General features: G+C 62.0%; 19 protein-coding genes. 12 read left to right on the top strand and 7 right to left on the bottom strand.

The features are described 5' to 3' along the window. Window positions 1-228: 228 nt before the first annotated feature. The gene (locus tag FSO04_RS24510) at window positions 229-1,143 is read right to left on the bottom strand and encodes a LysR substrate-binding domain-containing protein (RefSeq protein WP_154563314.1); all 915 of its coding nucleotides are present in this window, start codon (window positions 1,141-1,143) and stop codon (window positions 229-231) included. A gap of 121 nt (window positions 1,144-1,264) precedes the next feature. Between FSO04_RS24510 and FSO04_RS24505 the strand changes: the two genes are divergently transcribed. The 5 genes from FSO04_RS24505 to FSO04_RS24485 all read left to right on the top strand — a co-directional run bounded on the left by FSO04_RS24505 (window position 1,265) and on the right by FSO04_RS24485 (window position 6,488). Then, complete coding sequence (locus FSO04_RS24505; RefSeq protein ID WP_168435815.1) at window positions 1,265-2,149, top strand: HalD/BesD family halogenase; 885 nt, start codon at window positions 1,265-1,267, stop codon at window positions 2,147-2,149. A gap of 40 nt (window positions 2,150-2,189) precedes the next feature. Continuing rightward, entirely contained in the window at window positions 2,190-3,416 is a 1,227-nt protein-coding gene (locus FSO04_RS24500) for a M24 family metallopeptidase (RefSeq protein WP_154563312.1), read from the top strand. Window positions 3,417-3,510: 94 nt separating this feature from the next. Next, a complete protein-coding gene (locus FSO04_RS24495) occupies window positions 3,511-4,548 on the top strand; it encodes an ABC transporter substrate-binding protein (RefSeq protein ID WP_154563310.1) in 1,038 nt (345 codons plus the stop codon). A gap of 105 nt (window positions 4,549-4,653) precedes the next feature. Continuing rightward, window positions 4,654-5,622 (top strand): ABC transporter permease, encoded by a 969-nt coding sequence (locus tag FSO04_RS24490; protein ID WP_154563308.1) that lies wholly within the window; start codon window positions 4,654-4,656, stop codon window positions 5,620-5,622. Window positions 5,623-5,654: 32 nt separating this feature from the next. Further along, a complete protein-coding gene (locus FSO04_RS24485) occupies window positions 5,655-6,488 on the top strand; it encodes a quaternary amine ABC transporter ATP-binding protein (RefSeq protein WP_154563306.1) in 834 nt (277 codons plus the stop codon). A gap of 37 nt (window positions 6,489-6,525) precedes the next feature. Here FSO04_RS24485 and FSO04_RS24480 read toward each other — a convergent pair whose 3' ends face one another. Continuing rightward, a complete protein-coding gene (locus FSO04_RS24480) occupies window positions 6,526-8,115 on the bottom strand; it encodes a tetratricopeptide repeat protein (RefSeq protein WP_154563304.1) in 1,590 nt (529 codons plus the stop codon). Between the two features lie 88 nt (window positions 8,116-8,203). Further along, complete coding sequence (locus FSO04_RS24475; RefSeq protein WP_154563302.1) at window positions 8,204-8,908, bottom strand: ArsR/SmtB family transcription factor; 705 nt, start codon at window positions 8,906-8,908, stop codon at window positions 8,204-8,206. Window positions 8,909-9,064: 156 nt separating this feature from the next. On the opposite strand from FSO04_RS24475, the gene FSO04_RS24470 reads away from it, so the two are divergent. The 3 genes from FSO04_RS24470 to FSO04_RS24460 all read left to right on the top strand — a co-directional run bounded on the left by FSO04_RS24470 (window position 9,065) and on the right by FSO04_RS24460 (window position 12,800). Further along, window positions 9,065-10,444, top strand: coding sequence for an MFS transporter (locus tag FSO04_RS24470; RefSeq protein WP_154563300.1), 1,380 nt, complete (start codon window positions 9,065-9,067; stop codon window positions 10,442-10,444). Between the two features lie 516 nt (window positions 10,445-10,960). Next, complete coding sequence (locus FSO04_RS24465) at window positions 10,961-11,365, top strand: nuclear transport factor 2 family protein (RefSeq protein ID WP_154563298.1); 405 nt, start codon at window positions 10,961-10,963, stop codon at window positions 11,363-11,365. 19 nt (window positions 11,366-11,384) lie between these two features. Further along, the gene (locus FSO04_RS24460) at window positions 11,385-12,800 is read left to right on the top strand and encodes an NAD(P)/FAD-dependent oxidoreductase (protein ID WP_154563296.1); all 1,416 of its coding nucleotides are present in this window, start codon (window positions 11,385-11,387) and stop codon (window positions 12,798-12,800) included. Between the two features lie 104 nt (window positions 12,801-12,904). On the opposite strand, the gene FSO04_RS24455 is transcribed toward FSO04_RS24460, so the two are convergent. Next, complete coding sequence (locus FSO04_RS24455) at window positions 12,905-13,741, bottom strand: IclR family transcriptional regulator (RefSeq protein ID WP_154563294.1); 837 nt, start codon at window positions 13,739-13,741, stop codon at window positions 12,905-12,907. Window positions 13,742-13,959: 218 nt separating this feature from the next. Here FSO04_RS24455 and FSO04_RS24450 point away from each other — a divergent pair, with 218 nt between their 5' ends. The 4 genes from FSO04_RS24450 to FSO04_RS24435 all read left to right on the top strand — a co-directional run bounded on the left by FSO04_RS24450 (window position 13,960) and on the right by FSO04_RS24435 (window position 20,008). Further along, on the top strand, window positions 13,960-15,621 hold the full coding sequence (locus tag FSO04_RS24450; protein ID WP_154563292.1) for a GMC family oxidoreductase: 1,662 nt from the start codon (window positions 13,960-13,962) through the stop codon (window positions 15,619-15,621). 206 nt (window positions 15,622-15,827) lie between these two features. Beyond that, a complete protein-coding gene (locus FSO04_RS24445; RefSeq protein ID WP_154563290.1) occupies window positions 15,828-17,132 on the top strand; it encodes an MFS transporter in 1,305 nt (434 codons plus the stop codon). Between the two features lie 144 nt (window positions 17,133-17,276). Beyond that, window positions 17,277-18,266, top strand: coding sequence for an AAA family ATPase (locus FSO04_RS24440; protein ID WP_168435814.1), 990 nt, complete (start codon window positions 17,277-17,279; stop codon window positions 18,264-18,266). After that, window positions 18,266-20,008, top strand: coding sequence for a cobaltochelatase CobT-related protein (locus FSO04_RS24435; protein ID WP_154563288.1), 1,743 nt, complete (start codon window positions 18,266-18,268; stop codon window positions 20,006-20,008). The genes FSO04_RS24440 and FSO04_RS24435 overlap by 1 nt, the downstream gene beginning before the upstream one ends. A 28-nt stretch (window positions 20,009-20,036) precedes the next feature. Here the strand turns inward: FSO04_RS24435 and pta are convergent, their stop codons facing one another. The 3 genes from pta to phnY all read right to left on the bottom strand — a co-directional run bounded on the left by pta (window position 20,037) and on the right by phnY (window position 24,671). Further along, entirely contained in the window at window positions 20,037-21,074 is a 1,038-nt protein-coding gene (gene pta / locus FSO04_RS24430; protein ID WP_154563286.1) for a phosphate acetyltransferase, read from the bottom strand. 167 nt (window positions 21,075-21,241) lie between these two features. Further along, window positions 21,242-23,044, bottom strand: coding sequence for a sulfoacetaldehyde acetyltransferase (gene xsc / locus FSO04_RS24425; RefSeq protein ID WP_154563284.1), 1,803 nt, complete (start codon window positions 23,042-23,044; stop codon window positions 21,242-21,244). A gap of 169 nt (window positions 23,045-23,213) precedes the next feature. Further along, entirely contained in the window at window positions 23,214-24,671 is a 1,458-nt protein-coding gene (phnY, locus tag FSO04_RS24420; protein WP_154563282.1) for a phosphonoacetaldehyde dehydrogenase, read from the bottom strand. Between the last annotated feature and the right edge of the window lie 47 nt (window positions 24,672-24,718).

Genomic DNA, 24,718 nt, shown 5'->3' with positions numbered 1-24,718 from the left:
CATCCTCACCCTTGACCTGAGGAGCGAAAATCACTGACCATAAAGTGTCAATGATGTCCCCGCACGTCTGTCAACCATGTCCCCGGTCTATACACAGCCGGCAAAGAGAAGTAGGTGCCGCCCCGCAGAGGGGCAACACTAATAGACCACTACCAATTCAAGGAAAGGCCAAAGCCCCAAGAACACTGACAAACAAGCGCCGCGCAAGGCAAAAAAAACAGCAAAAAACTAAGCAGCAACTCCAACAACAACGTTGCGCCTCTCCTCCACCATCTCCTCAATCAATCCAGCAAGCACATCCACCGCAGGATCCCGATTAACGGAAGCCCGATGCAACTCAAGGTCAGCCGCAGGCAAAACCGGCAGCCCATCCCGAACCCCCAGCACCCGCCAGTTATCCGGCAAAGTACACCGATCGATAATAGTGACAGCCGCCCCATGATTAACAGCAACCTTAATCCCAGTAGGACTCTGACTGGTATAAACAACCTGATACTGCCGCTCAAGCGCGGCAAGCGCTTCAAGCCCCCGTTGCCGATAACAGCAAGTTTCAGGAAACAGCGCCAGCGGCACAGGAACCCCAGGTTCCAAAACAAAATCCCGATGCGCCGCCCACACCACTTCCTCACGCCCGAGATGCCGCCCACTGGTCTGCGACCCATGCCGCACCACTAGCGCCAGATCCAACTCCCCAGCCTGCAACCGTTCCAGCAACTCCAACGACATCCGGCAATGAATATGCGGCCGCGCGCCCGGCCTAAGCGCATAAAACTTCTTGAGCAACTCAGGCAGCCATAACTCCGCATAGTCCTCCGGCAACCCAAACCGGATCACCCCATCACTATTACTCCGGTTCAGCGCAGCAATCGCCTCGTTCTGCACTTGAATAATGCGCCGCGCGTGAATCAAAAAATTCTCGCCATCGCGCGACAAAGCCAACCGCCGGCTGTTACGCAGAAACATGTGCGTTTCCAGCCGGTCCTCCAGCGTGCGGATCCGCAAACTGATGGTCGACTGTGTGCGGTGCAGCAATTTGGCCGCCGCGGTAAACCCGCCGCTATCGACCACGGCAACGAACGCCCGCACCAGTTCGGGGTCCAGAGAACTCAGTTTCGACCAATCGGGTCCGCTGATGGAAGCCATCGGAATTACTCGCTTTCCAAAGAAATTTGGCGATCAAAACATGGGGGCGTCAGTGAGGTGATTGTTGTCGAAAACAATTCGCGTCACAAATCAGTCTGAACCCCTAATCTGGAGTCCCGCCGTGTCAGTCCTTCCTCTTGCCGATGCCGAATGCAACGATTTGAGCGACATCGTCGATACCGGGCGCTATCCGTTGCACGATCCGGACCACCCTCGCATGCGCGAGCTGATCGCAAGCTGCCGCGCCCACCTGGCGGGCAACGGCAGCGCGGTGCTGCACGGTTTTCTGCGTCCCAAGGCGCTCGTCCAGGCGCGGGCCGAGGGTGTGGCGCTGGCGGCCAAGACCTACTTTTCGACTCGTAAGGTCAACGCCTACTTCACGGCGGACGATCCGTCGCTGCCCGCCGACGATCCGCGCCGCGTCTTCATGGACCGCACCAGCGGCTTCGTCACCCGCGATGTCATTCCCGCCGATGCGATCGTGCATCGCATCTATGTGGCTCTCGCGATGAAGCGCTTCGTTGCCGCCTGCCTCGGTGAAGCGCGTGTCTGGGAATACGCGGACCCCTATGCCGGACTGGTTCAGAACGTCATGCCACCGGGCACCGAACAGCCGTGGCACTACGACACCAACGAATTCATCGTCTCGATGATGACGCAACAGCCGGAGGCGGGCGGCGATTTCGAGTATTGCCCGAACATCCGTTCGCCCCAGGGCGAGAACTATGGCGACGTGGGCAGCGTGGTGCGCGGCGAGACCCGTGCGCCGATCAACGTGATCACGTTGCAGCCCGGCGATCTGCAACTGTTCAAAGGCCGTTTTTCGCTGCACCGCGTCACCAAGGTGCAAGGCGGAATCGACCGGCATACGGCGATCTTCGCGTACTCGCAGAAGCCCGGTGTGATCGGCAGGCTCGAACGCACGCGCCAACTGTATGGACGCGTGTCAGAAATGCATCTGGAAGCCGAGCAACGGCTCGTGCGCGCCGACAACCTCGTCGATTGAAGCTGTTTTTCTAAAACCATCCCACGTCCCCTTCAAAACCATGACGATTATTCGCCCGACCCACCGCCCGGAAGATTGCGAACCGACCGTGGAGGAAATCGCGCAGATCCAGCGTGACCGGCTTGCAGCCGTGCGCCGTGAACTGAAAAAGCGTGATTTGACCGCCGCGATCCTGTTCGACCCCACGCATATGCGCTATGCGACCGGCTCGCGCAACATGCAGGTCTATTCGATGCGCAATCCCGCGCGCTATCTGTTCGTACCGGCTGAAGGCAAGGTCGTGCTGTTCGAATACGCCGGTTGTGATTTTCTAGCCGACGGACTCGATACCGTCGACGAAGTGCGGCCCGCCACCGCGATTTCCTATTACTTCTGCGACGACATGCTGGGCCGCGTCACCGAACGCTGGGCCGACGAAATCGACGAGCTGGTCAAGCAGAGCGGCGGCGGCAAACGCATTGCCATCGAAAGCGCGACGTCGGCGGCGGCCTTTGCGTTGCAAGCGCGCGGCTATCAGATCAGCGACGCGCAGGAACCGCTCGAACGGGCCCGTTCGATCAAAGTGCCCAACGAGATCAAGATGATCCGTTCATCGTTGCGTGCCGCGGAAGAGGGCGTGCGTAAGCTGGAAGCCGCACTCGTGCCTGGCATCAGCGAAAACGAACTCTGGTCGCATCTGCACAAGCACATTATCGAAACGGACGGCGACTACGTGGAAACACGTTTGATCAGCTCCGGTCCGCGCACCAATCCGTGGTTCCAGGAAAGCAGCCCGCGCAAGATCCAGACAGGCGAACTTGTCGGTCTCGACACGGACGTCGTGGGGCGCTTTGGCTATTACGCGGACTTCTCGCGCACCTTCCTGTGCGGCGACGGTCCCGCCACAGCGGCACAGAAGACTGTCTATAAGCTCGCTTATGAACAGGTGCATTCGAACATGGAGAACGTGCGCGCCGGCACCACCTTCCAGGAGTTCATCGCAAAGGCCTGGAAGATTCCCGGCCCTTACCAGGCGCGCCGCTATTTCGCGCTCGCGCATGGCGTCGGCATGACCGGCGAGTATCCGTACATCGTCCATCGCGAGGACAACGACGCCAAGGGCTATGACGGCGTGATCGAGCCCGGCATGACGCTGTGCATCGAAAGCTATATCGGCCATGAAGATGGCGGCGAAGGCGTCAAGCTGGAAGAGCAGGTGTATGTGCGCGACGACGGCCGCGTGGAACTGCTGTCCGACTATCCGTTCGAGAAGCGCCTGCTCGCTTGAGCGCATGGCGTGTCCTCACCGGCATGTGAGGCAGAGGTTCGGCCTCTCGCGCATGCCGGCTCAATGCAATTCAACGCTCCAAGGGTGATCGACGATGCAATTCAGACAACTTCGGGCGGTGCTGAGCGCCGCCGCCATGACTTTGACCGGCGTCACCGCGCACGCTGCGGATAGCTGGTGCGCGCAAGGCAATACGGTGCATTTCGCCGGCATTACGTGGGAAAGCGGCTCCTTCGCGACTGAGGTGCTGCGGCAGATTCTGGAGAAGGGCTACGGTTGCAAGACCGATGTCGTGCCCGGCAGCACGGCCGCCACCGAAACCGCGCTCGCGCACAACGACGTGCAGGTGTGGGCCGAACAGTGGACCGGGCGCAGTGAGATCACCGCGAAGGCCGTGGCCTCGGGCAGCGTCAAGCTGGTGGGCGATACCTTGCCGGGCGGCACGAAGGAAGGCTGGTTCGTGCCGGAATACGTAGTGAAGGGCGATCCCAAACGCGGTATCAAGCCGGTCGCCGCAGGTCTTGTTTCGGTGACCGACCTGCCCAAGTACAAGAGCGTATTCGCCGACGACGAGGAACCGGACAAGGGCCGCTTTCTCAACTGTCCGACGGGTTGGGATTGCGAACGGGTCAACACGCGCTTGCTGAAGGTGTTGAATCTCGATGCGAGCTACACCAACTTCCACCCAGGCACGGGTGCCGCGCTCGATGCCGCTATCGCTTCCGCGTACCAACGCGGCGCGCCGATTGTGTTCTATTACTGGGGCCCGGCTGCGTTGATGGCGAAGTACAGGTTCGTCGAACTGAAGATGCCTGCCTATAACGACGCGTGCTGGAAGACGTTGCGCGACGAAAGCAGTACCTCGCAATGCGCTTCCTCGTACATGGTCTCGCATGTCACGGTAGGCGTATCCACACCGTTCTACGACGCCGACCCGCAACTCGTGTCGATGCTCGGCAAGGTCAAGTTTCCGATGGACTTCCTTAACAGCACGATCCTCGAAATGAGCACGAAGAAACTCGACGGCTCGGCCATGGCCACACAATTCCTGCGCGAGCATCCGGAGATGTGGAAGCAATGGGTGCCTTCCGACGTCGCGTCGAAAGTGCAGGCCGGACTTGCTGGCGCCTGACAGGCTGTAACGTCAGGCAGATTTCGACGGCACGAGCTCTTGCGGCTTCGTGCCGGACTGCAGGTGTTGTACGTCCTGTGGTCCACCTGTAGTGGAGGAGGGGTCATGCATTCGTTTTTTCTGCATCTTTCGATTGCCGACTGGGTGAACGACGCCGTGCAATCGTTCGTTACCCGCTACGGCGACAGCTTTCACCAGTTCAGCATTGCACTGCTGCGCTATGTGCTCGTGCCGCTCGAAGGCGCATTGCGCGCATTACCGCCATGGCTGATCCTGCTGGCGGTCGGCGCGGTGACGTGGAATGCGACGCGGCGCCTGAGCATTGCCGGTTTCTTCATGCTGCTGCTCTATGCGATCGGTTGCTTCGGTCTGTGGGAAAAGCTGATGCAGACCCTCGCGTTGATGCTGGTGGCGACCGTGCTGTCGGTCTCGCTGGGCGTGCCGCTCGGCATTCTCACCTCGCGCAGCGCATGGCTGCGGCGCGTGCTGTTACCCACGCTCGACGTCATGCAAACGCTGCCCAGCTTCGTCTATCTGATTCCGGTGCTGATGCTGTTCGGCCTCGGCAAGGTGCCGGCGATCCTCGCCACGATCATCTATGCGCTGCCACCGCTGATTCGCCTGACCGATCTCGGCATCCGCCATGTGGATAGCGAGGTGGTCGAGGCGGCGCGCGCCTTCGGCACGACGCGCTGGCAGTTGCTGGTGAACGTGCAGATGCCGCTCGCGCGACCCAGCATCATGGCCGGCATCAACCAGACGACGATGATGGCGCTCTCCATGGTGGTGATCGCCTCGATGATCGGTTCGCGCGGCCTCGGCGAAGATGTGCTCGCCGGCATTCAGACGCTCGACGTGGGCAAGGGGACGCAGGCCGGTATTGCCATCGTGATCCTCGCCATCGTGATCGACCGTATCAGCCAGGGCTATGGGCAGGACCGCCGCGCGCGACGGGTGTTGGCGCAGCGTAGAAAGGCCCGGGCGGCTTCGCGCATTCCTTATCGCGTGAGCAGCACGAATACGGATGAAACATCGGCGGCTGAAGGCGGGCTCGAAACCCGCACGGCCAAATGACAGGAACAGCAGGAAAAAGCGAGGAGAGCGACATGGCAGCGATTGAAGTCAACCACGTGTACAAGCTTTTCGGCCCGCCGGCCAGTCATACGCGCGTGCTGGACCTGTTGCGAAGCGGCAAGGGCAAAGCCGATGTGCTGGCCCAGACCGGTTGCAACGTTGGCCTGAACGACGTCAGCCTGAATATCGGCGCGGGCGAAATCTTCGTGATCATGGGACTGTCCGGTTCCGGAAAGTCGACCCTTGTGCGCCATTTCAACCGGCTGATCGAGCCGACCTCGGGCGAGATCGTGATCGACGGCTCAGATGTCATCAAGCTCGGCGCGCAAGGCCTGCGTGACCTGCGCCGCTATAAGGTCAGCATGGTGTTCCAGAATTTCGGACTGTTGCCGCATCAGACCGTGCTCGACAATACGGCGTATGCATTGCGTGTGCGCGGCGAAAGCAAGACCGAAGCCAACGAGAAAGCCCGTGTCTGGCTCGGCAAGGTGGGTCTGAACGGTTACGACGAACATTATCCGGACGAGTTATCCGGCGGCATGCGTCAGCGGGTTGGACTGGCCCGCGCGCTTGCCGCAGATACGGACGTCGTGCTGATGGACGAAGCATTCTCCGCGCTCGACCCGCTGATTCGCACGGAAATGCAGGACCAGTTGCTGCAATTGCAGGCTACGCTAAAGAAGACCATCGTGTTCATCACGCACGATCTCGACGAAGCGCTGCGGATCGGCAACCGCATCGCGATTCTGCGCGACGGCAAACTCGTGCAGGAAGGTACGCCCAACGAGATCCTGACGCGCCCCGCTGATGACTACGTGAGGCGTTTTGTCGAGCGCCGTTCGGATCGCGACACAGTCAGCCATTGATACAGAGCTTGTATGCGCGAGGATGTTGAGCCCGGTTTCACGGAGCAATCTCCGGAAAGCCGGGCAAGCCATCTTCGGGCGCGAGTCTGTCGTCGACCGCGAGGCCGCGGCAGTCGGGTGCCGGAGGCGCCGTCGCTGCAACGGTCTCGATTCCGGCATGACTTCCTGTGTCGGCGACACGGGCTTTTTCGGCTTGCATGGCGACGCTGCAACCTTGCGCCTCGAGCAGCGAGGTCGAGTTACTCGCGCTGCATTCCTTGTGCAAGTTGTCGGCCCAGCTCGCAAAGCCGAGGAGCTTACTCCGCTCTTTCGGATCCCCGGCCAGTTCGGCATACCTGGCATAGGCGAGCCCCGCGTGTGTCGGATCCATCTTGATGGCGCTCACGTATTCGCGGCGCGCGCCGTTGTCATCGTCGAGCAGCTTGAGCGATTCCGCCAGATTGACGTGCGCTTCCTGGTAATCTGGTTTCAGATAAACGGCGATACGGAAATCGTCGCGCGCGTTTTGCAGGTCGGACTTCGCTTCAGTGGAATGACGGTCCGGCGCCTGTCTGGCCAGTGCCAGCCAGGCGCGGCCAATTGCATTGAATGCAGCCTCCCGTGACGAATGCAAGGCAATGGATCGTTCGAACGCGCCGATCGCCAGCTTGTGGCAACCGAGCTCGCTGAGCGCAACGCCCCAGTTATAAAAGCTCCAGGACGACGGGTATTCGGCGGACAGGCGGCTGACCGCGCTGATTTCTCCTTTGTAATCGTGGTACGCCTCGTCGATCTTCGATAGTCCGAGCAGGGCCCATTTGTAATTCGGTTGTTCGTCTCCGGCGTCGACGATGCTCGAAAATATCCGTTCAGCCTCGGAGAAATTGCAGGCTCCCTTGCCGGCGTAGCAGCGCGCCTGAGCTTCGGCCGACTCGTACGAAGCGTAGATATAGGGACTGTGCTTCTTCAGCACATCGAGGGCGAGATCGGAGAGATTTTTATCCAGATCGGCGATTGCGCCTTCGGGTGTGTCGAAACGATAAACCTGGCCGCGTTCCACCAGAGCCAGATGCAGAACGTAGTGGTCCGGGGTGCCGGTTACGCTGCCCGAGATGGTTGAAACCGGAAGCGGCAGCGCCTCGCGCACGTACTGCAGGATCGTCTTCGCGGAAATGGACGTGCCGGGCACCGAGAAATCCGGCATATCGGAATCGAGCCTGATTTCTTCTTTGGCGGAGGCGGGTATCACGTCTGCCGCGCGCTCTTCGAGGGCGATCAGATGGTCCGCGACGAATGACTGGAACGCGTCACCGGAGTAGCCGATTTTGGCGAACGCGTCGGGCACGTAGATATTTTCAATGACGGTCTCGCGTGCGGATACCAGCTTCCACAGCACGGCGCCGCCAAGGCATGCGCTGATCAGAAGCAGCAGGTTCAGCGAAACCATCCGCAGGTTGGTCGTGAAGGTTGCGAGCTTCGCGAGGCGGTCTTCGTGCGGGGTGCCCGCCTTCCCTGGCGTCGGCCCTGGTTTCTGCCCGGATTTCTGTTCTGGCTCGGGCCTTTGTCCCGTATGCGGCGGATCGGTCGGCTTGACCGCTTTCAGATGCGAGGGGCGATGAGCTCCGCGATGATGTTTCTGTGCGTGCACGTTGCCTCCCCTCGGTGAGCCGGCTTCTACAAAACGAAGCTGCGAGGCGAGGATTTAACAATTGGGCGGCCTACGTGACCTGACGCATTTAATCAGGTTCGTATGTCTCGCGCGCGATGCCGAAGTGCGTCTTGAGTCCATCCCAGCCGAGTGCCGTGACGGTCACCGACCGCGTGGTGGAGGACTTGCGCACCCAGCCCCATGCAAGAAAGGCATCCATTAGCCGGGCGCCTAACGGCCCCGCGATGTGAAACTGCCGCTCTGTCCAATCGAGACATTGGCGGGCCTGTTCCGTTTGGCCGACCGGCAGTTCGCCGATATCGATGCCGAGTTGCTGCAACCACGCGCGGCCGGATGTGGTGAGCGCGTAGTGGCGCTCGCTCGCCTCGACGATGAAGCCACGCGTGAGCATGCTCTGCGTCACGGCGATGCTGATCTGGCCCGCCAGATGGTCATAGCAGCAGCGCGCGAAACGCAGCGCCTGCGCCGAGCGATTCGGCGTATTGCGCCAGGCCGGGGTGACCGGGCCAACCGACGCGAGGCTTTCAAGCACGTGCGAAACGTGCGCGCCGGCGAGCCGGTAATAGCGATGCCGGCCCTTGCTTTCCACGCTCAGCAAGCCGCCGTCGAGCAGCTTGGAGAGGTGCGAGCTGGCGGTCTGCGCGGTCACGCCCGCCGCTGCTGCAAGTGCGCCGGCCGACATGGTGCTGCCGTCGGCGAGCGTGATCAGCATCACCGAACGAACCGGTTCGGCGATCAGGTGCGCAACGCTCGAAATATTGTGCTGGCCCATTTGTTTGCAGCGTCCTTCATTGATGCGCGTTTGATGCCTGTTGGCAGGTGAAAAACCGTTCGCTTGTTCGCACTAACACTTCGATACAGCCCGAAGCATTCTCTGTGCGGGTCGCCGTATAGTCAACGGAGAACCGGGAAATAGGGGCTGAAACTCTTGAGCGATGAACGTGAATATCAGAAACGGGTATTGATCGCGACGAGCCTCAGCTACGTCATTGTCATACTGGATACGTCGATCGTAAACGTTGCGCTGGAGCCGGTTGCGGCCAGTCTGGGCTCGGATATCACCGGCCTGCAATGGGTCGTCAACGCTTACACGCTGACGTTTGCCAGCCTGCTGCTGAGTGGCGGCGCGCTAGGCGACCGGATCGGCGCGAAAACAGTCTATCTCGCCGGATTGCTGGTCTTCGCTTGCGCATCGGCGTTATGCGGATTGGCGCCGGATTTGCAGATTCTGGTAGTCGCGCGGGTATTGCAAGGCGTCGGTGCTGCACTTTTGGTGCCGTGTTCGCTGACCCTGATCAACCATGCTTTTCCGGTCGCACGGCAGCGCGCCAGCGCGATTGGCGTGTGGGCCGGATGCGGCGGTATCGCGATGGCGGCGGGACCCCTCGCCGGTGGTCTGCTGATTCACCTGCTAGGCTGGCGCAGCATTTTTCTGGTGAACGTGCCGATCGCGCTGATCGGCGCGTGGCTGACTACGCGTGTCGATTCGGTGCGGCCGGCCAGCTCGGACAGGCCGATGGATGTCGCCGGGCAACTGCTCGCCATCGTTGCGCTTGGCGCGTCGGTAGCCGTGCTGATCGAGGGGGCGAAGCTCGGATGGCAGGCGGGCGCGATACATGCGGGCGCGGCGATTGCGCTTGTCGCCTGGGTTGCATTCGTGCTGGTCGAGGCCAAACGCAAACAACCGATGCTGCCGTTGGGCTTCTTTCGTAGTCCAGTGTTTTCTGCCTCGGCATTCGTTTCGCTGATTTCCGGCCTGATTTTCTATGGCTTGTTTTTCCTGTTGAGTTTGTACTTCCAGTCTGCACGCGGATGGTCTCCGTTGCGAACCGGCCTCGCATTCCTGCCGTTGACCGTGATGGTGACCATCGGCAGCTTCGTGTCCGGCGCGTTGAACCGGACGTATGGCGCGCACCGGCTCGTTTGTGCTGGCTTCCTGCTGTATGCACTGGGTTTCGCCGGGCTCGTCGCGCTCGCGGACGATGCGCCGTATTGGCGTATTGCGCTTTGCTTTCCTGCAGTCGGTTTCGGGGCGGGGGTGATTTCGCCGGCGGCGACCGCCGCGTTGATGACGGCGGTAGACAAGGCGCGTGCCGGCGTCGGGGCGGGTGTGCTCAACGCGAGCCGGCAGACAGGGTCCGCTTTTGGCGTCGCGATCTTCGGTGCGCTGATGAGTGCGATCCAGCCACTCGACGCGGGGATTCGTGTGGTGGTCTATCTGGCGCTTGGCCTGTCGTTGCTGGCCGCGCTGGTCTGGAGTCTCGCTTTGGCCGTAGCGACGCGTTATGCGGGCAGTGATGCCTGGTAAGCCGCGTGAACCGCAAAAGAGAGGCGCGCTGACCGCGTTGGGCGGTATTGGCGGTCCGCCGGCTCGAACATCTCGTGAGCGCTTTGCTGCTGTGTTCCGGGCTGGTCGCCCTGGTCACGTAAGAACGACCTTGCCCTATTCGCAGGAGCGGGTGCAATGCCCGCTCATGACCCCTCATGTGGACCAGGCGATTCATTATCGCTGGTACTAGTGTACGGTGAAGCTCTGCCTCGAAAGCACACAAGTGCTGAACTAGCGTCAGCCTCGCGCCAGCTTGCCGCGATCATCGCGTCAAGCACGTCAAGCGCACTAAACCCACCAAGCCCACCAACGGCCCGAATCCGAAAACCCGGTTCCAGGCCAGTCAACCCGCGTCTCCCCGACACACGCTGCACCAGGCGAAACCAGCGCACTGGCCCTACCGTCGAGTGGTCACCAAACTTACACTTTTCCATAAGAGGTCGCCGCTTAGGCAAGCTCACGAGTCTCACCCAATTCACCAAGCAGGAGACATGCATGGCCACACCAGAAACGTCCGCATCGAAGGTCACCGCGGACACGCTCGCCGCATTTTCCGCCGCGTTCAATCGTCACGATGCGAACGCGCTAATGGGCTTCATGACCGAAGACTGTGTGTTCGACGCCGCCGGCGGAAGTGAAGTCTATGGCGCGCGCTTCGTCGGTTGCGACGCGGTGCGCGCGGCGTTCGAAACAGTCTTCAAGACTTTCCCGGATGCGCATTGGGGAAAGGGCCGTCACTACGTAATCGGCGAACGCGGCGTGTCCGAATGGGTATTCACGGGGACGCATGCGGAAGGCTGGCGCATCGAAGCAGAAGGGTGCGATCTCTTCGAGTTCCGCGATGGTCTGATCGCAGTCAAGCGCGCGTTCCGCAAGGAACGTCCGAAGCAGAACGTTTGACGCCGACGAGGAGCTTCTCATGGAGCCAAGTGTCATCACACGGGTCGGCGAAGGTCTGTCCGCAGGACGGGATAGCGCAACACAGTATGACCCGAGATACGACCCGCTGGTCTCGCCGGGACCGGGGCACGGCAAGCAATATGCACCGACCTACTGGGCCGCGACCGCCGGCACGCCGCCGCCGGACGACGGTCCGATCACGAAAGATATCGACGTGGACGTGGCGATCATCGGCGCAGGATATACGGGGCTCGCGACGGCGCTGTGTCTCGCGCGCGCACATGGCATCAAGGCCGTGGTGCTCGAGGCCAACAAAACCAGTTGGGGCTGCAGCAGCCGCAATGGCGGACAAGGGCAGAATGCGTCGGGACGCCTGTCGCGTTCCCAATGGATCGAGCGTTGGGGTAAAGACGTCGCGTTGAAAATGCACGACGAGATCCAGGAAGGTTTCGACAACTTCAAGTCGCTGGTGGCCGAAATCGATTGCGATCCGCAGCCGGGTGGCCACTTTCTGATTGCGCACCGGCCGCGCATGATGGACAAACTCGCCGCCGAAGCCAAAGTCTGGAAAGACGTTTTCGGCTATCCGTCCGAGCTCATCGACCAGGCGACGTTGCGCCGCGAGTACGTCAACGATTGCGAGGCGGCCGGCGCGCTCCACGAACCCGAAGGTATCGGCATCCACGCGTTGAAGCTTGCGTATGGCTATCTGCGGCTCGCACGCGAAGCAGGCGCGCGCGTTCATCCGGCGAGCCCGGTGATCGGCTGGGAAACCATCAACGGCATTCATCATCTGCGCACGCCGGGCGGCATCGTGCGGGCCCGGTCTGTGGGTATCGCGACTGGCGCGTATACGGCGCCGGATCTTCATCCTTCGCTGACGGGCCGGGTGATGCCGATCCTGTCGAATTCGATGGTGACGCGTCCGCTCACGCAGCAAGAAATCGCCGCCTGCAATTTTCGAACGACGCAGGTGCTCACCGATACGCGCACGCTGCGTTTCTACTACCGCTTCCTGCCGGACAACCGGCTGCAGATCGGCAGCCGTAGCGCGATCACCGGTGCGGATGCGCCGAATCCGCGCCACTACGAGTTGCTCATCGAAGGGATGGGCCGCAAGTTCCCGGCATTGCGCGGTGTCCAGATCGACTATTCATGGTGGGGTTGGGTGGATGTGAGCCACGACATGATGCCGCGCGTGTGCCAGCCGGATCCGAAGCAGTCGGTGTTTTACGCACTGGGCTACGGTGGCAACGGTGTGTCATATTCTCAGCAGGCGGGGCGACGCCTCGCCGAACGGATTGCGGGCAAAGGGTCGAAGCAGACGCTGCCGATCTTCACGTCCCCGTTGCCCGGCCATCCGTTCGCGCCGTTCCGTCGTATTGGACAACGGATGCTCTACCAGTTGTATTTCCGGCGCGACGAGAAACCTTGAACGTGGCCTGCGTGCCGCGCCATCCGCGGCACGTTATTCGCCAGTCGTCGTGCGTCACTTGCACGGCGTTCCCGTTCGCGCGATTCTGATCGGCCCCTCGATCTCTACTTCGGCGCGGCCACCGTCGTCGCCGCCGCAGGCTGAAGCAGCGGTCCGATGCGCACGGCGATCTCCTTGAGCTTCGGCACCGCTTTCAACAGATCCTCCAGGCTGGAACGCGCCGTGGGCGAGTGAACGGCCAATGCCGCGAGCACTCGGCCATCCTCGACGTTGCGCACCGGCACCGCGACCGCCACCATCCCGCGCACGAATTCCTCGTTGTCGACCCCGATGCCGCGCATGGCGAGGCGGTCGAGCTCCGCTTCCAGCAGATCGATATCGGTCAGGGTGCGATACGTCATCGATTTGAGCGGCAAGCGGCGGATGACAAGTCCGCGCTCGGCTGAGCTCATCTGCGAAAGAAACAGCTTGCCGCTGGCGGTGCAATGCAGCGGGACCCGCGTGCCCGGTTGCATATGCAGACGCAAGGGTTCACTCGTCTCGACACGCTCGACGTACAGAACGGTATCGCCGTCGAGCACGGTGAGATTGCAGGTCTCGCCAAGCGACTCCACGAGCGTGCGCAGCAACGAACGGCACGCACGCGTAAACGTGCTGTTTGCGAGCGTGGTGAGGGCGAGTTGCGCGGCGCGCGGCCCGAGCGCAATCGCGCGATCGGCGCCGCGCGAGTCCGGCATGTGCGTGACATAACCGCGTGCTTCGAGCGACTCGATCAGGCGCATCAAGGTCGCCTTCGGAATCTGCAGACGTGAGGACAACTGGGAGAGTGACGACGGTTGTCCGGCGGACGCAAGTTGTTCCAGCACGCTGAGCGCGCGCAGGACGCGGGTGTCGTCGGCAGGCTCGTGAGCGGGTGAGGGGAGATGCGTGGTGTCTCTCATTTTCCTTCCCGAAGCGGATGACGATAAATGCAGCCCGAACGGATCAGTGACAACCCGGATGAACGCGTGCGGACAGATTGAATAGTGAAACGAAAAAGTCGGTTTTCGTACCGGATTATTCAATCGTAACCGGATTTGCTTGAAGTCGAAACTGCCATCCAATAAATTGGGACGAAATGATCCGGTTTTAAAACAAAGGCAGCAGCACGGAGACATCAATGGTACGGAGTTTCGACTACGTGGTCGTCGGCGCGGGATCGGCCGGCTGTGTACTGGCCAACCGCCTCTCCGAGAATGGCCGCTACTCGGTATGCCTGCTTGAAGCCGGGCCGCCCGACCGCTTTCTGTGGATCCATATCCCGATCGGCTACGGCAAAACCATGTTCCATCCGGTCTACAACTGGGGCTTTTACACCGACCCGGATCCGAACATGCACGACCGCAAGCTCTACTGGCCGCGCGGGCGCACGCTGGGTGGCTGCAGTTCCATCAACGGGCTGATCTACATTCGCGGTCAGAAAGAGGATTACGACCACTGGGCCGCGCTCGGCAATCGCGGCTGGAGCTGGAAAGAGTGCCTGCCTTACTTCCGGCAGCTCGAACACAACGAACTGGGCGAGTCGCCGACACGTAGCGTGGACGGTCCGTTGTGGGCCTCCACGATCAAGCAGCGCCACGAACTCGTGGATGCATTCATCGCGGCATCGAATCGCCTGGGCGTCCCAACGGTCGACGACTTCAATCAGGGCGATCAGGAAGGCGTGGGCTACTATCAACTGACCACGCGGCGTGGCTGGCGTTGTTCGACGGCCGTCGCTTACCTCAAACCCGCGCGCAGCCGTCCGAATCTGCAGATCGAGACCGACGCGCTAGCGTCGAAGATCCTCTTCGAAGGCACACGTGCTACGGGTGTTCGCTATGTGCAGCACGGCAAGGTTCACGAAGTGCGTGCGCACCGCGAGGTGGTGCTAACCGCAGGCGCGCTGCAGTCGCCGCAGTTGCTGCAGGTGTCGGGCGTCGGACCGGCAAAGTTGCTCAATGAGTTGGGTATTCCGGTGGTCGCCAATCGAGCCGGTGTCGGCGAGAACCTGCAGGACCATCTGCAAGTTCGTCTGACCTATGAAGTGACGCGGCCGATCACCACAAACGACCTGCTGCACTCCTGGACGGGCCGCGCGAAGATGGGGCTGCAATGGGCGCTGTTTCGTGAAGGGCCGCTGGCTGTCGGCATCAATCAGGGCGGCATGTTCTGCCGCGCGTTGCCGGATGAGGCGAAAACGCCCGACATCCAGTTCCACTTCTCCACGCTCTCAGCCGACACCGCGGGCGGCGACGTCCACGCGTTTCCCGGCTGTACCTATTCGATCTGCCAGTTGCGGCCGGAGTCGCGCGGAAGTGTGCGGATCCGCACGAGCGACATGCGCGACGCCCCGTCGATCCAGCCGAATTATCTGGCAACCGATCTCGACCGCCGCACGACGGTTGCGGGTGTGCGTTTCGCGCGCCGCGTCGCCGCCACGGAGCCCATGGCATCGCTGATGAAACGCGAAGTGCGGCCTGGCCGGGAAGCACAAAGCGACGACGAGTTGCTGCATTTTTGCCGCGAATACGGCCAGACGATTTTTCATCCGTCCGGCACCGCGAAGATGGGCGTCGCGAGCGATCCGGGCGCGGTGGTTGACGAACGATTGCGCGTGTATGGCACGCAAGGTTTGCGGGTGGTCGATTGTTCGATCATGCCGACGCTGGTCTCCGGCAATACCAACGTACCGATCGTGATGGTCGCTGAGAAGGCGTCCAGCATGATTCTTGAGGATGCTCGCGCCGGCGACCTTTCGGCTGGGCAAGTGCAATCGCGGAGCATGGAAGCGCAATACTGAGGCAACAGCGGACGCAAAAGCAGAAACAGCAACAACGAAGCGAAGTGGCCGCAAGAAGTAAAACGATCGCTACCTGACTCGCTGCATCCGAAGTCGATAAAAGCAGCGTGCAGGCGGCGGAATTCGTGCCCCAGGAGGAGACAGACAGGGGCTTAAATGTGCTGCGTTGCCGGGACGGCACGCGGCCATCCATTGGAGGAGGCGCTATGGCAATCGATAAGCGGGTTATCCGCCGCGTTGCATTCGCGAGCGTGATTGGTGCGACGGTCGAATGGTATGACTTTTTTCTGTACGGCGTCGTCGCGGGCATTGTGTTCAACAAGCTTTACTTTCCCGCTCACGATCCGCTCGTCTCGACGATGTTGGCCTACGGCACGTTCGCTGTCGGCTTCGTGACGCGGCCGCTCGGCGGCGTGATCTTCGGTCACTTCGGCGACAAGGTCGGACGCAAGTCCGCATTGATCTGCACGTTGATCATCATGGGGGTTTCGACGGCGGGCGTCGCCTTCGTGCCGACCTTCGATCAGATCGGCATCTGGGCGCCCATTCTGCTGCTCTTCCTGCGCGTGTTGCAGGGCATCGGGCTCGGGGGTGAGTGGGGCGGCGCGGTGCTGATGGCCTACGAATATGCGCCGCCGAACCGGCGTGGTCTGTACGCGAGCTTGCCGCAGATCGGTTTGTCGATCGGCTTATGCCTCGCGTCGGGCATCGTCGCGGGCATTTCCCACCTGCTGCCGGAAGCGGCGTTTCTGTCTTGGGGCTGGCGGGTCGCGTTCGGCGCTTCGTTGCTGCTCGTGGTCCTCGGCCTCTACATCCGCATCAAGGTGATGGAGACGCCCGAGTTTCTCGCGCTCAAGCGCAACCGCCGCGACGTGAAAATCCCGTTCGTCGACATGATTACGCGCTACCGCAGTTCGGTGCTGCTCGGCATGGGCGCACGCTGGATCGACGGGGTGTTCTTCAACATCTTCGCGGTGTTCATGATCGGCTACCTCACGCAACGTCTTTCGATGAGTCGCACGGAAGCGCTCACCGGCGTGATGATCGCGGCGATGGTGATGTGCTTCTTCATCCCTTTCTTCGGCAGGATGTCGGACCTGATGGGACGCGCGCGGGTGTATCGCTGGGGCTCGCTGATCTGCGGCGCCTCGGTGCTGCCGGCGTTCTGGCTGATGGAGACGCAGGCCGGCAATACGCTGGGCGTCTGGCTCGGCGTGGTGATCCCGTTCGGCATCTTCTACGCGATGGTCTACGGTCCGGAAGCCGCGCTCTTTGCCGAACTGTTCGATCCGGAGGTGCGCTATACCGGCATCTCGTTCGTGTATCAATTCTCGGGGATCTTCGCGAGCGGCCTCACACCGATCATCGCGACGGCACTGCTGCGTCTCGACGGCGGCAAGCCCTGGTATGTGTGCGGCTACGTGATTCTGTCTGCGCTGCTCTCGGCATGGGCGGCGCGAGCGATGGAACGGCGCATGAAACCTTTCGACGGGATGGCGACCGTGCGTTGATGGCGCGGCCTGTGGGGTCGATGCAGAGAAAGCGCCGCCCAGGACGAGGGATTTTGTTTATAATAAAATGGAACAAAATGTACCGAAAAATGTAATGACCCGGCGGCGCCGAACGAACATCCCCACAGCGGGGAGGAGAATGAAGTGACTGATATCGTGACTGGCAAACCCGACAGAATGGTCGCTGTACGAACCGTTTTCGGCATCGATTCCAGCCTGATGGTGCCCGCTTTCAGCGAGCGCGACGACCACGTGCCGGAGATCGACGAGGTCTACCGCTTCAATCCGGAAGTGACACTGGCGATCCTGGCCGGCTTCAGCCGTGATCGCCGGGTGATGGTGCAGGGCTTGCACGGTACCGGGAAGTCGACGCACATCGAACAGGTTGCGGCCCGCCTCAACTGGCCGTGCGTGCGTGTCAATCTCGATGGCCATATCAGCCGCCTCGATCTGGTCGGTAAAGACGCGATCGTAGTGCGCGACGATCTGCAGGTCACCGAGTTTCAGGAGGGGATCGTGCCATGGGCATTGCAGCGCCCGGTCGCCCTGATCTTCGACGAATACGATGCGGGGCGTCCGGATGTGATGTTCGTGATCCAGCGCATTCTCGAGCGCGACGGCAAGTTCACGCTGCTCGACCAGAATCGTGTGATTCATCCGCATCCGTATTTCCGCATGTTCGCCACCACCAATACGGTGGGACTGGGCAATCTGAACGGTTTGTATCACGGCACGCAAGTGCTGAATCACGCGCAGATGGATCGCTGGAACGTGGTGGCCACGCTCAACTATCTGCCGCGCGCGGAAGAGGCCGGCATCGTGCTTGCACGCGTACCGGAACTGGCTGACGAGGCGGGGCGTGCGCTGATCGAGGCGATGGTGAGCGTGGCGGAACTCACCCGCAAGGGCTTTGCGAGCGGCGACCTGTCGACGCTGATGTCGCCGCGCACGGTGATCAACTGGGCGGAGAACTGCCAGATTTTCCATGATCCCGCGATGGCGTTTCGCCTGACCTTCCTGAACAAGTGCGATGAAGCGGAGAGGTCGATCGTGGCGGAGTATTTTCAGCGCTGCTTTGGTACTGAGCTCGAGGCCGCGGCCAACGTTGAAGACCAGGCAGCGGGCATCCGCTGATGACGTCGGACAGGCAAGCGGCGCTGCGCGCGGAGCAACGCGAGGCCCTGTGCGCCGCGACCGTGCGTGCGCTCACAGGCGACGCCACGTTGCATTACCGCGAAGGCCGTTTGTGCCGTGACCTGCGGCCTTTGCCCTTGCACGCGCCGCATCTGCGCACCGATCCGCAGCAGGACGATTTCGCGTCCCTGCGTGGCGCCGCCGACGGTGCAGCCTTGCGACTCATGCACTCCGATGCGGCGCTGCACAGCCGGCTATGCCCGACGGACCGCGTTGAGCGACTGATATTCGAACTGCTCGAGCAACTACGGTGCGAAACACAGACACCACCGGGCATGCCGGGCTTGGTGCGGAATCTGCGCGATCGTTTCGAGGCCTGGTCGCTGGCTTTCTACCGCTCCGGACTCGCCGAAGATCAGCTCGGCATCCTCCTGTACACCGTCGCACAGATTGCGTGGTCGCGCCTGACGGGTTGGCCTGTGCTTGAACAAACCGAAGGCCTGATCGAAGCCACGCGCGCGGCGATCGCGCCGGTGCTGGGCGCCTCGCTGGCAGGTTTGCGCCGGCATCGACAGGAGCAGGGCGCGTTCGCTGTCCATGCGCTCGAACTGGCGAGGCTGGTGGGTGACATGATCCGAACCGCCCGCGCCGAGGCGCTGGACGATGCGCAAGATGACCCGCAGGAAAGCGACGACAAAGCGCCGCGCACAGCGTTCTCGCTCTGGTTCGACGTCGAGGACGACGAGTACAAGGACATGGCCGTTGCGCTCACCGGCAGAAGCCGCGTGCTCGAGGCCTCGGAGCAGGGTTATCGGGCCTATACCACGCGCTACGACCGCGAGATCGCACCAGGTGCGCTGGTCCGCAAAGCCTTGCTTGGCGAGTTTCGCGAGCGGCTCGACGAACGCGTCGCTGCCCAGGGCATCAACGTGGCGCGGCTTGCGCACGCGCTGAAGGCGGCGCTGGCGATTCCGCAACGCGACGGCTGGTCGTTCGGTGAAGAGCATGGGCGTATCGACGGGCGGCGTCTCGCCCAACTGGTTAGTTCTCCCGCTGAACGGCGTCTGTTCCGGCTGGAACGAAACACGCTCATGGCCGACTGTGTAGTCGGCTTCCTGATCGATTGCTCAGGCTCCATGAAAGCGCATATCGAGCCGGTGGCGATCATGGTGGACATTCTCACGCGCGCGCTCGACCAGGCCGGTGTCACTACCGAGGTGCTGGGCTTCACCACAGGCACCTGGAACGGCGGCCGCGCCCGGCTCGACTGGCTGGCGCAGGGCCGGCCGTCTCATCCGGGCCGGCTCAATGAACTGTCTCATCTGGTGTTCAAGGACGCCGACCAGAGCTGGCGACGCGCCCGCGCCGACATTGCCGCGCTCTTCAAGGCAGACCTGTTTCGCGAGGGCGTGGATGGCGAAGCGGTCGACTGGGCATGCACGCGCCTCGTCGCCCGTCCTGAGGCGCGACGGATTCTGATCGTGATCTCGGATGGCAGCCCGATGGATAGCGCGACGGGTCAGGCCAACGACGCCTTCTATCTCGACAACCACCTCAAGGCCGTCGTGGTGCGCCATGAGGCTTCGCGCGATGTGGAGGTGCTGGGCCTGGGCGTCGGGCTGGATCTCAGTCCGTATTACCGCCGTTGTCTGGCGGTGGACCTATCCGCGCCACCCGACATGAAGCTGTTCGCGGAGATCGTGGGTTGGATCGGCGCACGCGCGCCGGGCGGCAGGCGGTGACTGCTCCGGCGGCCTGACCCCGAGTGGGTCACGACGCGAACGGTGTGGTGTGTGCGTCCAGCGGGGCTTCTGCGGTTTGCGCCTGCACGGCAGTCACCGCGATCACGTAGTAGATATCGTCGGCGCTGCAGCCGCGCGAAAGATCGTTGGCAGGTTTTCTCAGGCCTTGCAGCAAGGGGCCGATTGCCTTCGCATCGCCGATCCGCTCAGCCAGCTTGTAGCCGATATTGCCGGCTTCGAGACTCGGGAAAATCAGCACGTTGGCGTGTCCTTGAACCTGCGAGCGCTCGATCTTGCGCATGGCGATCTCGGAGACGAGTGCCGCGTCCAGTTGCACGTCGCCGTCGATCGCCAGATGCGGACGCTGTGCCCTCACCTGGCGCGTTGCTTCCACGACCTTGTCGACTGCCGCGTGCCGGGCGCTGCCGCTGGTCGAGAATGACAGCATGGCTACGCGCGGCTCCTCCATCAGCAGGCTTTGCGCGCTGTCGGCCGCCGCCATGGCAATCTGGGCCAGTTCGCCGGCGTCCGGGTCCACCACCAGCCCGCAGTCAGAGAAGATCAAGCCACCTTTGAGCGTGTGGAAGGGCTCGCACAGCATCATCAGAAAGAAACTCGACACGAGGTTGAAGGACGGATGAATGCCGATGATCTGGATCGCCGTGCGGACCACTTCGGCGGTCGTGTGCACGGAGCCTGCCACCGAGCCGTCGGCGTGACCGAGCCGCACCATCAGGTTGGCAAAGCAGAGGGGCTTGAGGATTTCCTGCGTGGCTTCATCCGGCGTCATGCCTTTCTTGCTGCGCAGTGCGAAGAGCGCTTCGGCAAACGAGGGTGCGAGCGGCGAGGTTGCGGGATCCACCAGCTCCATGCCAGACAGTTCGATGTTTTGCTCGGCAGCGGCCGCGCGGATTCGCGCACTCGCGCCCACCAGCACGATGCGGGCGATGCCTTCACGCGTGGCGCGTTGCGCGGCCTCCAGCATGCGAGGATCCTCCGCTTCGCAGAGCACGATGCGTCTTTGCGAGGAGCGGGCGCGTTCGATGATGCGGTTGATGGCTTTCATGGCACTGGGCGGAAGTCATGGTTGGGGAGGCGGAGGCAGCAAACGGCAGACGGCAAACGGCAAATGGCAAACAAAGAGGCCGGAAACGGCAGGGGAAGCCCCGTTTCCGGCCCGCCGGGCAGTGGGAACAAATCTCCCGCCGCCCGGACCATCAGACAGCGGACGGCTCAGACATAGTCCTTGTACTTGTCGAGCAGGCGCACCGGCTTGGCCAGCGCATCGCGGCGGAACGGATCGCCGAGCTCGCGGGTGCACATGATCTCGATGATGGTGGTCTTGCCCTGGTTCATCTGCGCATCGATCGCACGCTTGAGCGCCGGGCCGACGTCCTCGAGCCGGTCCACTGTGACACCCTCGGCGCCCATCGCACGCGCGATGCCCGCGAAGCTCTGGTTGTCGAGTTCACCGGCGACGAAGCGGCGGTTGTAGAAGTCGACCTGGTTTTTCTTCTCGGCGCCCCATTGCCGGTTGTGGAAGACCACCGCGGTGACCGGAATGTTGTGGCGCACGCAGGTCATGGTTTCCATCAGGCTCATGCCCCACGCGCCGTCACCGGCATAGGAGACCGCGGGGCGATGCGGGGCCGCAACCTTGGCGCCGATGATGGTGGGGAACGCATAGCCGCAGTTGCCCCAGCTCATCGCGGCGAAGAAGCTGCGCGGCTTTTTGAAGCGCAGATAGCTGTTGGCCACCGAGTTGATGTTGCCGATGTCGGTGGAGACCATCACGTCATCCGGCATGGCTTTTTCGAGCTCGCGCAACACCTGGCGCGGGTGCAGATAGTCGCCGCCGCCGGGCGTGCGCTCGTCTTTCTGCTCCTCGATCATGTCCAGGCTGTAGGGGTCGCGCTCGTGAGTCCAGCCGTCGAGTTCCTTCTCCCATGCCGCCTTCTCCGCGGCGATCTGGCCGGCGCGTTCTTCACGCGAGGCGTCGCAGACGAGGGTGCGGCCTTCGAGACGCTGCGTCAGTGCAACCGCGGCGGCCTTGGCGTCGCCGCAGATGCCCACGGAGATCTTCTTCACCAGGCCGAGCATCTTGTGATCGGCGTCGATCTGGATGATCCTGGCGTTCTGCGGCCAGTAGTCCATGCCGTGTTGGGGCAGCGTGCCGAACGGTCCCAGACGCGAACCGAGTGCGATCACCACGTCGGCGCGCTGGATCAGCTTCATCGCGGCCTTGGAGCCTTGATAGCCGAGCGGGCCGCACCACAGCGGGTGGTCGGCGGGGAAAGAGTCGTTGTGCAGGTAGCTGTTGACGACCGGCGCGCCCAGACGCTCGGCGAGCGCCTTGCATTCTTCGATCGCATCGGCCATCACCACGCCGCCGCCGGAGATGATGACCGGGAACCTGGCTTGGGAGAGCAGTTCAGCCGCTTCGTTCAGGCGTTGATCGCCGCCGGGGCCGCGGTCGAGGCGCTGCGGTTGCGGAATCTCGGCCTTGATCTGGCCGTAGAAGTAGTCGCGCGGAATGTTCAACTGCGTGGGGCCCATCTCGGCCAGCGCGCGGTCGAAGCAGCGGCCGGTGAATTCAGCCATGCGTGCGGGATGGGTGACGTGGCCCTGATACTTGGTGAACTCCTGGAACATGGGGAGTTGCTTCGCTTCCTGGAAGCCGCCGAGGCCAATGCCCATGGTGCCGGCCTCGGGCGTGATCATGACCACAGGGCTGTGCGCCCAATAGGCCGCGGCGATGGCGGTCACGCAATTGCTGATGCCCGGGCCGTTCTGGCCGATCACCACGCCATGGCGGCCCGACACACGGGCATAGCCGTCGGCCATGTGGCCGGCGCCCTGTTCGTGCACCACGGGAATGAGGCGAATGCCGGCGGGCGCGAAGATGTCCATGGCGTCCATGAAGGCCGAGCCCATGATGCCGAACATGTCGGTCACGCCGTTCGCGGCCAGGGTTTCGACGAAAGCTTCTGACGGGGTCATGGCCTGCGGGCCGCTGACAGGGGTGTGATCGCTCATGAGGGCTGTCTCCAATGTTTAATGAAACCGGAACAATTTGTTCCGAAAAGTGCTTATCTAAAATGTAGAGCATGCACCTGTGATGGTCAATAGATGATGCAAAATAAACGGTACAAATTGTCTCGAAAATTGATGAATGTGATGCAAGGTGGAATGCGAGGAGAGCGGCTCAATCCCACGGCAGCGAATAGGTCTTCACGTTGGTGAAGCTTTTCATCGCTTCCTGGACGCCTTCCTTGTAGCCAAGACCCGAATCCTTGATGCCGCCGAACGGCGTCAACTCGAGCCGGTAACCGGGCACCTCGCGCACGTTCACGCTGCCCACCTGCAGTTCGGCGATAAAGCGCGTGATGTAATCGAGGCGATTCGTGCAGACCGAAGACGAGAGCCCGTAGTCGGTCGAATTGGAAATCCGGATCGCGTCGTCGATATCGCGAAAGCGGATCACCGGTGACACGGGGCCGAAGGTTTCGTATTTGACGAGCGGCATGTCCGGGGTGACGTGATCGACCGCGGTTGGCGAATACAGCGCGCCGTCGCGACGATTGCCCACCAGAAGCTTCGCGCCGCGGCTGATCGCATCGTTCACCTGAGCTTCAAAGAATTTCGCTGCGGCTTCGTCGATGACGGTGCCCATGTCGGTCGCCGGATCGGCGGGATCGCCATAACGTATGGCGCGGGTTTTCTCCACGAGCAGTTCGACGAAACGGTCGGCCACCGCCTCGTGCACCAGAATGCGCTTGACCGCGGTACAACGCTGGCCGGAGTTCTTGTAGGAGCCGGAGACGGCGAGTGTGCTGGCTTCTTCCAGGTCGGCGTCTTCCATCACGATGATCGGATCGTTGCCGCCGAGTTCGAGCACCGCGCGTCGATAGCCCATCTTGCTGGCGATATATTTGCCGATCTGCACGCCGCCCGTGAACGTGATCAGATCGACGTGCTCGTTCGTGATGAGTTCGTCGGCGATGTCTTTCGGGTCGCCGGTGATGACCTGCAGCATTTCCTGCGGCAGACCGGCCGCATAAAGGATGTCCGCGAGCAGGTACGTGGACAACGGCACTTTCTCGGAGGGCTTGACGACCATGCGGTTGTTGGTCGCGATGGAGGGCACGACTTTGTGCGCAACCTGATTCATCGGATGGTTGAACGGGGTGATCGCGGAAATGACGCCGAGCAGGGGATCTCGCTGGGTGTAGACGCGGCGCTTCTTGCCGTGCGGCGTGAGATCGCAGGAAAACACCTGGCCGTCGTCTTTGAGCGCCTCGTTGGCACCGAATGTCATCACGTCGGCGACGCGGCCTGCCTCGTACAGCGAGTCTTTCTTACACAGGCCGGACTCTGCGGTGATCAGATCGGCAATTTCTTCAGTACGCCGACGGACCATGTCTGCCGCAAGCAGCAGGATCTGCGAGCGCTCGTAGCGCGTCAGCCGCGCGCGATATTGGTGTGCCCAGGCAAAGGCGTGTCGCACGTCGGCAAGTGTCGCCTTGGGCACCGTGCCGACCAGTTCACCGTTATAGGGATTGAAGACTTCGATGATCTCTGCATGCCGGATTCTTTCTCCGCCGATGCGCAGCGCTTCATGACGAACCTGCGGCGACGGCCGGACTTTCTCGATCGAATTCATGCTGCGCTCCAGCGATAACAGACAGCTGAAGTATTGCGGCTGGCACC

It is taken from the genome of Paraburkholderia madseniana (assembly GCF_009690905.1).
Lineage (GTDB): Bacteria > Pseudomonadota > Gammaproteobacteria > Burkholderiales > Burkholderiaceae > Paraburkholderia > Paraburkholderia madseniana.
This window is presented reverse-complemented; position numbering and strand designations above follow the sequence as displayed.

Coding starts and splice junctions, on each gene's coding strand:
- FSO04_RS24510 (WP_154563314.1), bottom strand. CDS start 1,143: ATGGCTTCCATCAGCGGACCCGATTGGTCGAAACTGAGTTCTCTGGAC.
- FSO04_RS24500 (WP_154563312.1), top strand. CDS start 2,190: ATGACGATTATTCGCCCGACCCACCGCCCGGAAGATTGCGAACCGACC.
- FSO04_RS24495 (WP_154563310.1), top strand. CDS start 3,511: ATGCAATTCAGACAACTTCGGGCGGTGCTGAGCGCCGCCGCCATGACT.
- FSO04_RS24490 (WP_154563308.1), top strand. CDS start 4,654: ATGCATTCGTTTTTTCTGCATCTTTCGATTGCCGACTGGGTGAACGAC.
- FSO04_RS24485 (WP_154563306.1), top strand. CDS start 5,655: ATGGCAGCGATTGAAGTCAACCACGTGTACAAGCTTTTCGGCCCGCCG.
- FSO04_RS24475 (WP_154563302.1), bottom strand. CDS start 8,908: ATGGGCCAGCACAATATTTCGAGCGTTGCGCACCTGATCGCCGAACCG.
- FSO04_RS24465 (WP_154563298.1), top strand. CDS start 10,961: ATGGCCACACCAGAAACGTCCGCATCGAAGGTCACCGCGGACACGCTC.
- FSO04_RS24460 (WP_154563296.1), top strand. CDS start 11,385: ATGGAGCCAAGTGTCATCACACGGGTCGGCGAAGGTCTGTCCGCAGGA.
- FSO04_RS24455 (WP_154563294.1), bottom strand. CDS start 13,741: ATGAGAGACACCACGCATCTCCCCTCACCCGCTCACGAGCCTGCCGAC.
- FSO04_RS24450 (WP_154563292.1), top strand. CDS start 13,960: ATGGTACGGAGTTTCGACTACGTGGTCGTCGGCGCGGGATCGGCCGGC.
- FSO04_RS24445 (WP_154563290.1), top strand. CDS start 15,828: ATGGCAATCGATAAGCGGGTTATCCGCCGCGTTGCATTCGCGAGCGTG.
- FSO04_RS24435 (WP_154563288.1), top strand. CDS start 18,266: ATGACGTCGGACAGGCAAGCGGCGCTGCGCGCGGAGCAACGCGAGGCC.
- pta (WP_154563286.1), bottom strand. CDS start 21,074: ATGAAAGCCATCAACCGCATCATCGAACGCGCCCGCTCCTCGCAAAGA.
- xsc (WP_154563284.1), bottom strand. CDS start 23,044: ATGAGCGATCACACCCCTGTCAGCGGCCCGCAGGCCATGACCCCGTCA.
- phnY (WP_154563282.1), bottom strand. CDS start 24,671: ATGAATTCGATCGAGAAAGTCCGGCCGTCGCCGCAGGTTCGTCATGAA.